This window comes from Streptomyces sp. NBC_00414 (assembly GCF_036038375.1).
Taxonomy (GTDB): Bacteria; Actinomycetota; Actinomycetes; order Streptomycetales; family Streptomycetaceae; genus Streptomyces.
This window is the reverse complement of record NZ_CP107935.1, coordinates 8774309-8788344: the sequence shown is the minus strand read 5'-3', so window position 1 is coordinate 8788344 and position 14036 is coordinate 8774309. Positions and strand designations below refer to the sequence as shown.

Genomic DNA, 14036 nt, shown 5'->3' with positions numbered 1-14036 from the left:
TGGACCCCGCTCTCCGCGGGCAGCACGACGGCCGTGTCGTTCCACTCCCGCAGCAGGCGGTCGTGTTCGTCCGCCGTCAGTACGGGCAGGTCACCGACGTACTCGCCGGTGTCCGCGGCGATGGCCTCCAGGACCGTGCCCAGGTGACCCGCGAGGCGCTCGACGGCCGCGTCGTCGTAGTGGGCGCGGTCGTAGGAGAGGCGGACGACCAGCTCCTGCGCGGAGGAGGCGATCACGCCGAGGGGGTAGTTGGACTGGTCGCGTCCGTAGTTGGTCCCGGCGCGCAGACCGTCGTCCTCACCCGTGTACCGGCCGGCCTGCCCGCCCTCGACCAGCGCCTGGTCGGGGTAGTTCTCGAAGGCGAAGACGGTGTCGAACAGGGCCTGTCCGGGCGGCAGTTGACCGCATTCGGCGATGGTCACCAGCGGCGTGTGCTCGTACTTGCGGCCGCGTACCTGTTCGTCCTGCAGCGCGGACAGCCAGTCGGCGACGGGCCGGTCACGGTCGATGCTCACCCGCACGGGGGTGGTGTTGATGAGCAGGCCGACCATCTCGTCCATGCCGTCGATCTGACCGCCGCGGCCGGACGAGGTGACTCCGAAGAGGATGTCGTCGCTGCCCGCGTACAGACCGAGCACGAGGGCCCAGGCACCCTGCACCACCGTGTTGAGCGTCAGCCTGTGCCGGCGGGCGAACTCGGCGAGACCGGACGTGGACACCGGGGCCGACAGCGGCACCTGGCGTTCGTCGCGTCCCTGGTTCCCGGTGGCGTGCTCCAGGCCGAGGGTCGTGGGCTCGGAGATTCCGGCCAGCCGCTCACGCCAGTACTCCCGCGCCTCGTCCGCGTCCTGTCCGACGGCCCAGGCGACGAAGTCCCGGAAGGGCGCACGGGCGGCGAGCCGCGGCCGGTTGCCCTCACGCAGTGCCTGGTACGCCTCCAGCACCTCGTTCAGCACGATGGGCACACTCCATCCATCGAGCAGCAAGTGGTGGAAGCTCCACACCAGTTGGTGCCGCTCGTCGGTGAGCCTGATCAGGGAGATCCGCACCAGTGTCGGAGCGGAGAAGTCCGCGCCGCGCTCCCAGTCGGCCTCCAGATGCTCCGTGACGGCGTGCCGCCGCGCCTCCTCGTCGAGGTGCGAGAGATCCAGTACGTGGAGGGGCAGGGGTACGGACCGGGACACCACCGCGAGTGGCTCCGGTGCCCCCTCCCACACCACCGCACTGCGCAGCACCTCATGCCGCGCGAAGACCAGCTCCCACGCCTGCTGCAGCGCGTCGAGATCCAGCCTGCCTTCGAGGAGGACACCGTTCTGGGCCCAGTACATGCCGGGCTCGGTGGCCAGCCGGGTGTGGAAGAGCATGCCCTGCTGGACGGCGGTCAGCGGATGGATGTCCTCGATCACCGTCGGGATCCCGCCGGTGATCAGGTCCAGGGCGTCCTGGTCGAGGCGGGCCAGCGGGAAGTCCGACGGGGTGTGTCCGGTGACCTCCGGACGGCAGCAGTACTCGATCAGGTCGGCGAGGACATCGAGGTACCGCTGTGCCAGCCGTCGCACGGTCGCCTCGTCGTGCACCTCGCAGCTGTACGTCCACTCCATCTCCAGGCTGCCGTCGGCGACCTGGCTGTTGACCTCGATGAGGTGCGCGCGCGTACCGTCCGCCGACTGGGACTCGCCGAGCGAGCGGCCGGACGGCCCGAAGAGCGCACGGTCGGGCGCGGGGCTGCGGGTGTCGGCCGACTGGCGGGGCGACTGGTGGGAGGACTGGCCGAGGTAGTTGAAGGAGACCTCGGCGGTGGGAGCCGCGCCCGCCGGTGTCCTGTCGGTGAGATGCCGGAGCAGGCCGTGTCCCAGACCCTTGCGCGGCACGGCCCGCAGGTTCTCCTTCGTACGGCGCAGCAGCACACCCAGGTCACCGTCGGCGGCGCCGCTCAACGCGACCGGGTGCACGCTGGTGAACCACCCGACGGTACGGGACACGTCGACGTCGGCGCCGACGTCCTCGCGGCCGTGACCTTCCACGTCCACGACAACCGATGCCGTCCCGGTCCACTCGGTCAGCACCGCGCCCAGCACGCTGAGCAGTACGTCGTTGATCTGAGTCCGGAACGCGCTCGGCACCTCGCGCAGCAGGCGCTCGGTCCGCTCCGCGCCCAGGGCCGTCCGGGCGTTGCGGACCGAGGCGTTGCGATTCGGGCCCTCGTGGTCGCGGGGCAGGCGCACCGCGGCGGCCTCGATCTCCTGCCAGTACCCGTCCTCCGCCGTCACCTCCGGGGAGGCCGCCAGCTCACCGAGCCGCTGCGCCCAGCGCGGGAAGGACGTCGTCTTGGCCGGCAGCTCCACCCTCGCGGTACCGCGTTCGACCTGCTCGTACGCCGATGTCAGGTCTTCGAGCAGGATCGGCCAGGAGACGGCGTCCACGACCAGGTGGTGGATGACCAGGAGGACCAGTTGGCCCCGGCCACCTTGGTCAACTTGGTCACCTCGCCGGCCCTGGTCGGCCTCGTCGCCTTGATCGCCATGGTCGCCTTGATCGGCTCGCTCGATGAGGGCCGCGCGGAGGAGGGGCCCGTCGCTCAGGTCCAGGTCGGCCTGCACCTCCGTGGCCCGCGCCTCCAGGAACGCCTCTTCTGTGTGGCCCTCTTCGGCGTCGCCCCCATCGGCGTCCTCCGCTCCGACGTCCGCGCCGGAGGCGTCGATCAGGGTGAGGAGGTCGGCCGTCTCCACGGCCACCACTCGCCCGGCCCACGCACCGTCCTCTTCCCGTACGAAGCGGGAGCGCAGCACGTCGTGGTGCTCGACCAACGCGGCCAACGCGGAACGCAGCAGCTCGGGGTCGACCGGGCGGCCCGCCTCAAGAACCATCGACTGGTTGAAGTGCGCGGGACGCGGCAACTCACGTGCCAGGAACTGCTGCTGGACGGGCGTCGGTGAGAAGTCGGCGACAACCCGCCCCTGTTCGGCAACCACGGCGCTCGTGGCCGCCGCCACCGACGCCAGACCGGCCACGGTCTGGTGCTCGAACAACTGCGCCACGGTGACGTGGACGCCGAACTCACGGGACTTCGCCGCGACCCGGATGCTGATGATCGAGTCGCCGCCGAGGTCGAAGAAGTTCTCTTCGATGCCGACCCGTTCCACACCGAGCACCTGAGCCCACACCTCGGCCAGGATCCGTTCGGCGTCGGTACGGGGCGCCACGTACTCGCCTGCCGTACCGGTGCGAGCTGTGCCGTCCGGGAGCGGGAGTGCGGAGCGGTCGAGTTTGCCGTTGGGGGTGAGGGGGAGTGCGGCGAGTTCGATGAAGGTCGCCGGGACCATGAAGGCCGGGAGCCGTGAGCCGGTGAAGGTGCGCAGGTCTGGGGTGGAGGGGAGGCCGTCCGTCTGGTCGGCGGGGACGAGGTAGGCCACGAGTTTGCGGTCCTCGGTGTCGCCGAATGCCGCGACGACGGCGGTGCGGATCTGGGGGTGGGTGGTCAGGACCGCTTCGATCTCGCCGGGTTCGATGCGGAAGCCGCGTACCTTGACCTGGTCGTCGGCTCGCCCGATGAAGTCGAGGGTGCCGTCGGGGAGCCAGCGGGCCCGGTCGCCGGATCGGTACATCCGGGTGCCGTCCGCGGTGAACGGGTCCGGTAGGAAGCGTTCGGCGGTCAGGGCGGGCTGGGCGCGGTATCCGCGGGCCACCTGCGGGCCGGCGATGAACACCTCACCGGCCACCCCGACGGGGACGGGGTTGAGGCGGGCGTCCAGGACATACAGGCGGGCGTTCGCGACCGGGGCACCGATCGGCGGAGCCGTGGTCACGTCCGGGGAGACCGCACCCGTGGTCACCATGACGGTGGCCTCGGTGGGACCGTAGGTGTTCACCAGCGTGCGGCCCGTTGCCCAAGCCTGGGCCACCGGCTGGGTGAGCCGTTCCGCACCCAGCAGCAGCGTCTGAATGCCGGGAACCTCTGTCGGGTTCAGCACGCCCAGCAGGGAGGGCACCACGCTCGCCGCTCCCACCGCCTGCGCACCGATCATCGAGGTCAGCGCCTCCGGGGCGGTGCGCTCGGTGCTGCTCGCCACCACCAGGGTGCCGCCCGAGGCCAGCGTGACCGCCACGTCCAGTACCGCCGCGTCGAAGCTGAACGACGCGAACTGCAACACCCGCACACCCGGCCCGGCGCCCAGGACCGGAGACAGTCCGGTGACCATGCCGGTCACGCTGCGGTGAGCGACCTGCACACCCTTCGGCCGGCCCGTCGAGCCGGACGTGTAGATGACGTATGCCAGCTGATCCGGCCGTACGGATACTTCGGGCGCCGTGGACGGCAGACCCTCAGTGACAGCCGGGTCATCCAGCCATATCACCGACTCCACCGGAAGTCCTCCGGCCACCTCGGCTACCTCGGCAACCGAGCTGTGTCCGATCAGCACCTTCGCGCCGCTGTCGGCGAGCATGAACTCCAGTCGCTCGACGGGGTAATCGGGGTCCAGCGGCAGATAGGCACCGCCCGCCTGCCACACCGCCAGCATCGCCACGACCATGTCGACGCCACGCGGCAAGCACAGCCCCACCACCGACTCCGCACCCACCCCGAGCCCCCGCAGGTGATGCGCCAGCCGGTTCGCCCGCGCCATCAGGCCGCCGTACGTCAGCACCTCACCGTCCGCGACCACAGCCACCGCATCCGGTCGGACGTGTGCCTGATCCGCGATCAGCTCCCGCACCCCGCCCACACCCGGCAACGGCTCGACGGACCCGTTCCACTCCTCGACCACCCGCCGCCGCTCACCCGCACCAAGCACAGGCAGCTCGCCGACACACTGCCCCGCATCCTCCGCAATGCTCTCCAGCACGTTGACGAGGTGGCCGGCCAAGCGCTCGACGGTCGCGGAGTCGTACTGAGCCCGCTCGTACGACACCTTGATCATGAGTTCGCGTCCGGAACCGGCAGTGATGCTGAGCGGGTAACTCGCCTGCTGGCGGACGTGGTTGAGCCCGGTCCCAAGACCACTCGCCGCAGAGAGTTCGCGGCTGTCGGTCAGAGTCTGGTCCGGGTAGTTCTCGAAGACGAAGAGAGTGTTGAACAGAGCCTGCCCCGGCGGGAGTTCACTGGCCTCAGCAATCGTCACCAACGGCGTGTGCTCATACCCACGCGCCCGCACCTGCTCATCCTGCAACCCCGCCAACCACTCCACCACCGGCCGATCCCGCTCCACCCGCACCCGCACCGGCGTCGTATTCAGCAACAGACCCACCATCGAGTCCATCCCGTCGATCTGGCCACCACGACCCGACGACGTCACACCGAACACCACATCATCCGAACCCGCATACACAGAGAGCACCAACGCCCACGCACCCTGGACCACCGTGTTCAACGTCAACCGATGCCGCCGCGCAAACCCCGCCAGACCCCCACCCGCCACCACCGACGGCAACCCCACATGCAAATCCTCCGACCCCACCTCCCCCGTCACCCGCTCCACACCCAACACCGTCGGCTCCACAAACCCCGCCAACCGCTCACCCCAAAACCCACGCGCCTCCACCAGATCCTGACCCGCCACCCACCCCGCAAAATCCCGGAACGGCGCACGCACCTGGAGTTGGGGCCGCTCGCCCGCACGGAACGCGTGATACGCCTCCAGCACCTCCCCCAGCACAATCGGCACACTCCACCCATCCAGCAGAAGATGGTGATAACTCCACACCAGCTGATGACGGCCCTCCGCCAACCGGATCAACACCAGACGCACCAGCGTGGGAGCCGAAAAATCAGGACCCCGCTCCCAGTCCGCAGCCAGGAAATCATCCACCCGCCGCCGGCACACATCCCCCTCCAGATGCGAGAAATCCAGCACCTCCAACGGCACCGGCACCGACCGCGACACCACCGCCAACGGCTGCGGAACCCCCTCCCACACCACCGCACTGCGCAACACCTCATGCCGCGCAAACACCAACTCCCACGCCCGCCTCAAAGCACCAAGATCAAGCACACCCTCCAACAACAGACCGTTCTGCACCCAGTACATCCCCGCATCCGCAGACAACTGACTGTGAAACACCATCCCCTGCTGCAACGCCGTCAACGGATACACCTCATCAATCACCGCCCCCACACAACGGGCGACAACACCATCCAACGCAACCTGATCCAACCCAGCCAACGGAAAATCCGACGGCGTATACCCACCCACCCCAGAACGGCAGCAGTACTCGATCAAATCAGCGAGGACATCCACATACCGCTCCGCCAACCCCCGCACCGTCGCCTCCCCATACACCTCACCCCCATACGTCCACACCATCTCCAAACGACCACCCACCACCTGACTGTTCACCTCGATCAGGTGAGGTCGATCGCCCTCGGACGACTGTGCCGCGCCCAGGTCTCTGCCGGACGGGCGGAAGCGGTTGGTGTTGTGGCCCTCGCCGGTGTCAGGTGCGTCGGGGCGTCGGCCGGACTGACCGAGGTAGTTGAATGCGACCTCCGCGCCCGGGCCCGGGATCGGCTCCCAGTCGGTGAGGTGTCGCAGCAGCCCATATCCCAGGCCCTTGCGCGGGACTGTCCGCAGGTCTTCCTTCGTACGGCGAAGCAGCGCGCCGAGGTCACCGTCCTCGACGCCGCGCAGCGCTACCGGGTGCACGCTGGTGAACCACCCGACGGTACGGGACACGTCGATGTCGGCGCCCACGTCCTCGCGGCCGTGGCCCTCCACATCCACCACGACCGAGGACGTCCCGGTCCACTCCGTGAACACCGCACCCAGCGCACTCAGCAGCACATCATTGATCTGCGTCCGGAACGCACTGGGCACCTCACGCAGCAGACGCTCCGTCCGCCCCGCGTCCAGAGCCACCGACACCCGACGGGCCGCCGCGGCCGTGTTCGCACCCTCGTACTCACGCGGCAACGCCCCCGCCGCAGCCTCCACCTCCCGCCAGTGAGCCGCCTCGCCCGCAACCTCCGGCGACACCGCCAGCTCACCGAGCCGCCGCGCCCAACCGAGGTACGAGGACGTCTTCGGCGGGAACTCCACCCGCACGACACCACGCTCTGCCTGCACATACGCCGATGCCAGATCCTCCAGCAGCACAGGCCAGGAGACCGCGTCCACGACCAGGTGATGGACGACCACCAGGAGAAGTTGCCCTCGCTCGCCCCGGTCGAAGAGGGCTGCCCGGAGGAGCGGTCCGTCGGTCAGGCCGAGTCCGGCCTGTACCTCCGTGGCCCGGGCCTCCAGGAACTCCTCTTCGATGTCCGCAGCGGAGGTGTCGATCAGCGTCACAAGGTCGGCCGGCTCGACCGCCGCCATCACACGGCCGACCCACTCCTCACCCTCCCGTACGAAACGGGAACGCAGCGCGTCGTGATGTTCCACCAGGGCGCCCAACGCCGTGCGCAGTAGGTCGGGTTCGATACGGCCCGTGGTCTCCAGCACCGTCGACTGATTGAAGTGCTGGGGCTCCGGCAGCTCGCGCTCCAGGAACCAGCGCTGGATCGGAGTCAGCGGGAACTCTCCGACCACCAGGCCCTGTTCGGCGTCCGTCGTGCTCTCCCCCGACGCCACGGGTGCCAGGCCGGCCACCGTCTGATGGTCGAACAACTGCGCCACGGTCACGTGGATCCCGAGTTCCCGGGCCCGGGCCACCACGCGGATGCTGCTGATCGAATCGCCGCCGAGTTCGAAGAAGTTGTCCTCGGCCCCGACCCGTTCGACGCCCAGAACCTGCGCCCACACCCCGGCCAGCAGCTGTTCAACGCCGACACGCGGTTCGACGTAAGCCTCTGCGGAACCCATGCGGGCCCCGTCGTCGGGTGCCGGCAGCGCGGCCCGGTCGGTCTTTCCGTTCGCGGTCAGCGGCAGCGCGGCCAGTTCCATGAAGACGGCCGGGACCATGAAGGCCGGCAGACTTCGCTGGACGTGGTCCCGGACGTCATTGACCGCCGGTATGCCCTCTGCCTGGTCGGCCGGAACGAGGTAGGCGACGAGGCGGCGGTCCTCGGTGTCCCCATGGGCCGTCACGACGGCCGAGCGGATCTGGGGGTGGGTGGCGAGGACCGCTTCGATCTCGCCCGGCTCGATACGGAAACCACGGACCTTGACCTGGTCATCGGCGCGGCCCAGGAATTCCAGCTGCCCGTCCGGCGACCAGCGGGCCCGGTCGCCCGACCGGTACATGCGCGAACCGTCGCCCGCGTACGGGTCGGGCAGGAAGCGCTCGGCGGTCAGTGCGGAGCGCCCGCCGTAGCCGCGGGCCACACCGGTGCCGGCGATATACAGCTCGCCCGCCACGCCGACCGGGGCCGGGTTCAGCCGCTCGTCCAGGACGTACGTCCTTGTGTTGTCGATCGGGGCGCCGATCGGCGGCGCGCCCTGGCCGCCCGGGGCGACGGTCCCGATGCTCGCGCAGACCGTGGTCTCGGTCGGGCCGTACGCGTTCAGCAGCCGGTGGTGTTCACTCCACACACCCGCCGTCGCGGTGTCGAGGCGTTCGCCCGCGGTGACCAGGGTGGCCATACCGTCCAGATCGCCGGGGTTCAATACGGCCAGCAGCGAGGGCGGCAAGGTCGCCACCCGCACGTTCCGGCCCCGTACGAGTGCGGCCAACGCCTCGGGCTCGGCGCGCTGCTCCGCCGTCACCACCACCAGCGTGCCGCCGGATCCCAGTGTCACGCACACCTCGGAGACGGCTGCGTCGAACCCGAACGGCGCGAACTGCACCACCGCGTCCCCGGACCCGACACCGAACGCCTTCGACTGCGCCCGCACCAGATTCACCACACCGCGATGAGCGACCTGCACACCCTTCGGCCGCCCCGTCGAACCCGACGTGTAGATCACATACGCCAACTGATCCGCATGGACGTGTACTTCGGGTGCCGTGGACGGCAGATCCTCGGTGACGGCCGGGTCGTCAAGCCACACCACCCACTCCACCGACTCCACCGACTCCACCGACTCCACCGACAGCGTCCCGGCCAGCTCGGCCAGCGCGGCCGCTTCGGCCACCGCCCGATGTCCGATCAGCACCTTCGCCCCGCTGTCGGCGAGCATGAACTGCAGGCGCTCCGACGGGTACTCGGGGTCCAACGGCAGATACACTCCGCCCGCCTGCCACACCGCCAGCATCGCCACGACCATGTCCACCCCGCGCGGAAGGCAGAGGCCCACGATCGACTCCGTACCCACGCCGACGCCACGCAGGTGGTGCGCCAGCCGGTTGGCGCGGGCCATCAACTCCCCGTACCTCAGGACTGTCTCGCCGCAGGTGACGGCCACCGCCTCCGGATGTGCGTCCGCCTGCGCCGCGATCAGCTCATGGACTCCACCCGCCGACAGCATCGGCGCCGCGGTGTCGTTCCACTCCTCGACCACGCGTCGCCGCTCGACGGCACTCAGAAGCGGCAGTTCGGCCACCGACTCCTCGGCGTCGGCCGCGATCGCCTCCAGCAGCGTGACCAGGTGCGCTGCCATCCGCTCGATCGTGGAGGCGTCGAAGAGCGCGGTGCTGAACTGGAACTCTCCCGAAAGTCCTTCGCCGTCCTCCCCCAGCGTGACCACCAGGTCGAACCTCACCGGCAACTCGTCGGCGTCGGTACGGGCCGCGGTCGGTACGTCGGCGTGTGCGTCGGCCGGCACGTCGGCGTGTGCGTCGGTGTCGCGGGGTTCTTCTCCGGACTGCCCGTTGTCGTAGTCGAAGAGGACCTGGAAGAGGGGGCTGCGGGATCGGTCCCGCTCGGTGACGAGTTCGTCGACGAGTTGCTCGAAAGGCAGGTCCTGGTGGGCATAGGCGCCGAGCGCCATCTCCCGTACCCGGCTCAGCAGTTCGACGAAGGAAGGATCTCCTGACAGGTCTGCACGCATCACCAGCGTGTTGACGAAGAAGCCGATCAGGTCCTCGGTCTCGGCGCGGTTCCGGTTGGCCACCGGCGTGCCCACCACGACGTCGTCCGTGTCCGCGTAGCGGCCGAGCAGCACGCTGAACGCCGCGAGCAACGTCATGGACATCGTCGAGCCGCTGCGGCGGGACAACGTGCGCAAGGCCTGAGCGGTCGGGGCCGGCACCCGTACGTCCACCACACCGCCCTCGGTGGAACGCACCGCCGGACGGGGCCGGTCGGTGGGCAGCTCCAGCGTCGAGGCCCCCGACAGCGCCTCCCGCCAGTAGTCCAGCTGCTCTTCCAGTACGTCGCCGGTCAGCCATCGCCGCTGCCACATGGCGAAGTCGGCGTACTGGACCTCCAGCGGCGCCAGCGGGTCCGGCCCACCGTCGCGGAACGCCTCGTACAGGGCCGACAGTTCACGTCGCAGGATCCGTCCGGACCATTCGTCCGACACCACGTGGTGCATGACCAGGCCCAGAACGTGTTCGTCCGCAGCCAGCCGGATGAGCATCGCCCGCACCAGCGGACCCGCCGACAGGTCGAACGGCCGTCCCGCGTCCGCCGCCACCAACGCCCGTGCGGCCGACTGCGGATCCACCGCGCCGGACACATCCCGCACCGGCAGCGGGACCGACGCGGGGGCGTCGATCACCTGGTACGCCTCGCCGTCCGCGTCCGCCATCAGCCGCGTCCGCAACACCTCGTGCCGCGCCACCACGGCGGACAGCGCCGCGCCCATCGCGGACACGTCCAGCGGCCCGGCCCACCGCATCAAGGTGGACAGGTTGTACTCCGCCGACCCTGGCTCCAACTGGTCCAGGAACCACAGGCGTTGCTGGGCGAACGACAGCGGGAGCGCCTGGTCACGGTCCACCGCCGTCACCGGTGGAGCCGTCACACCGGTGCCCGAGGTCTCGATCACCGAGGCGAACTCCCGCACCGTCGGCTCGTCGAAGAGCACCGACAGCGGCACCTCGACCCCGAACACCTCACGGACCCGGGAGATGACCTGCGTGGCGAGCAGCGAATGTCCGCCCAGGTCGAAGAAGTTGTCCTCGGCGCCCACCTCCTCGACACCGAGAACCTGTGCCCACACCTCGGCCAGGATTCGCTCCGCTTCGGTACGTGGTGCCACGGGTCCGGCCGCGACCTGACGTACACCGTGTGGTTCGGGGAGGGCGGTGCGGTCGAGTTTGCCGTTCGCCGTCAACGGCACCTCAGCCAACTCCACGAACACCGACGGCACCATGTACTCCGGCAACCGCGCCCCAACAAACCCCCGCAACTCACCCACCGACGGAATACCCTCACCCGCATCATCCGGCACCACATACGCCACCAAACGACGCTCCACACCCTCACCCCACGCCGACACCACCACCGACCGCACCAACGGATGACCCGCCAGCACCGCCTCCACCTCACCCGGCTCAATACGGAAACCCCGCACCTTCACCTGATGATCCACACGCCCCACAAACTCCACCCGGCCATCCACCAGCCACCGCACCCGGTCCCCCGACCGATACATCCGCGAACCATCCCCCACGAACGGATCCGCCACGAACCGCTCCGCCGTCAAAGCCCCCCGGCCCCGATAACCCCGCGCCACCTGACCACCCGCGATGAACAACTCACCCACCACACCCACCGGCACCGCACTCAACGCACCATCCAGCACATACACCCGCGACCCCGCCAACGGCCGCCCCAACGCCACCACACCATCCACACCCAACGCCCCGGCCAGGACACCCACGGTCGATTCGGTCGGGCCGTAGTGATTGGCCACCGTCCGGTCCCCGGCCGCCATGACGAGCTCCCGCAGCCACGACGCCGAGGCACTCTCACCTCCCAGCACCAGACCCCGCGCCGGCACCAACCCCGCAAGCCCCTCCCCACTGCCCGCCGCCAACGCGGCCAGATGCGAGGGCACCACCTTCACGAAATCGATGGCCCAGGCCCGCCAGTACGCGGCCACCGCCCGCCCGTCCACCGCCGCATCCGCACCCACCACATGCAACACACCACCCGACACCAGGCACCCGAACACCACCGTGTTCCCCAGATCGGTCACCACCGGCTGCAGCAGACCGAACCGGCCCCCCACCCGCAACCAGCCCAACCGCTCCACCACACCCACCGTGTAATTCAGCAGCCCACCATGCGTGACCTGCACACCCTTCGGCCGCCCCGTCGACCCCGACGTATACACCACATACGCCAACTGACCAGCCCGAACCGACACCCCCAAAGCCCCGGAAGGCATCCCCGCCAGCCCCGCCACCACCAACGGATCATCCAGAACCACCGTCCGCAACCGCCCCACCGGCAGCTCATCGAGGATGTCACTGGTCCCGACAAGCACCGTCGCCCGACTGTCCGTGAGCATGAAGCCAAGGCGCTCGACCGGATACTCCGGATCCAGCGGCAGATACGCCCCGCCGGCCCTCCACACCCCCAGCATCGCCACGACCATGTCCACCCCGCGCGGCAGGCACAGCGCCACCACCGACTCCGCACCCACCCCCACACCCCGCAAGTAGTGCGCCAACCGATCCGCACGCGCCAACAACCCGCCGTACGTCAGCGCCACATCACCCGACACCACCGCCACCGCGTCCGGCACCGACAACGCCCGCGCGGCAATCAGCTCATGCACCCCACCGGCATCCGGGCCATCACCAGGCATCAAGGCCGGGGTCGGGGCAGGGGCCGGGGTCGGAGTGTCGTTCCACTCCTCCAGCACTCGCCGCCTCTCGTCCGCCGTCAGCACCGGCAGCCGTGACAGTTCCCGCCCAGTGTCCTCGGCCACGGCGTTCAGCAGCGTGACCAGGTGGCCGGCCATCCGCTCCACGGTCACCGCGTCGAACAGCGCGGTGCTGTACTCGAATTCCCCCGCCAGCCCCGCCTCGCTGTCGCTGAAGATCAGCCGCAGGTCGAACTTGGCGACGACCGAACCATCCGCTCCGGCATCGGCGTCGGCACTCGTGGAGGGCGCGACGGAGTCGTAGTTGAAGAGGGCCTGGAACAAGGGGGTACGCGACCGGTCCCGGTCGGTGACCAACGCCTCCACCAACTGCTCGAACGGCACATCCTGATGCGCGTACGCACCCAACGCCGTCTCCCGCACCCGCCCCAACACCTCACGGAACGACGGATCACCCGACAGATCAGCCCGCATCACCAACGTATTCACGAAGAACCCGATCAAGTCCTCCGTCTCGGCACGATTCCGGTTCGCCACCGGCGTGCCCACCACCACATCCTCCGAACCCGCATACCGCCCCAGCAACACCGCGTACACCGACAACAACGTCATGAACATCGACACGCCACACTCACGCGAAAGCCCCCACAACGCCCCCGCCACACCCTCCGGCACAGCGAAACGCACCGAAGCACCCGCGGAGGAACGCACCGGCGGACGAGGCCGGTCCGTGGGGAGTTCCAGTTCCGGCGCTGCGGCCAACCGCTCGCGCCAGTAGGACAGTTGTTGGTTCAGGACCTCGCCGTCCAGCCACTGCCGCTGCCACACGGCGAAGTCCGCGTACTGCGCTTCGAGCGGCGGCAGCGGGTCGGGGTCTCCTACCAGGAACGCCTGGTACAGGGCCATCAGTTCGCGGTGGAAGATCTGGTCGGACCACTCGTCGAAGACGACGTGGTGGAGCGCGATCACGAGGACGTGCTCCGTCGGCGCCAGTCGCAGGAGTGTGGCGCGGATCAGCGGTCCGGCCGCGAGGTCGAAGGGGACCGCGGCGTCGGCCGCCGCCAATGCCCGGACGGCCGCCCGGGGGTCGGCGTCCGCCGACACGTCCACCACCGGCAGCGCGAACGGCGCCGGCCCGTCGATCACCTGACGCGGCACACCCTCCGCATCCGCCACCAACCGCGTCCGCAACACCTCATGCCGCGCCACCACACCCGACAACGCCGCCCCCAGCGCAGCCACATCCAGGGCGTCGTCCCAGCGCACCCGCATCGAAAGGTTGTACTCGGTCGACGAGGGCTCCAACTGGTCCAGGAACCAGAGGCGCTGCTGCGCGAACGACAGGGGGATCGGACCGTCGGGGCGCGGCCCCCATTCGCGGCGCGACGCCTGCTCTCCCTTGAGGCGTCGCTTCAGCAATTCCCGCTTGGCGTCAGAAAGCAT

At 69.4% G+C, this 14036-nt stretch carries 1 protein-coding gene (cut by a window edge); it reads right to left on the bottom strand.

Annotation, left to right across the window (positions count from 1 at the left end; translation table 11 throughout):
- Nucleotides 1–14036: the 5' portion of a non-ribosomal peptide synthase/polyketide synthase gene (locus OHS59_RS38030; RefSeq protein WP_328497866.1), read on the bottom strand. 19372 nt of this gene lie to the left of the window's left edge; 14036 of the gene's 33408 nt are visible here — the first part of the coding sequence; the start codon lies at nt 14034–14036; its stop codon lies off the left edge, out of view.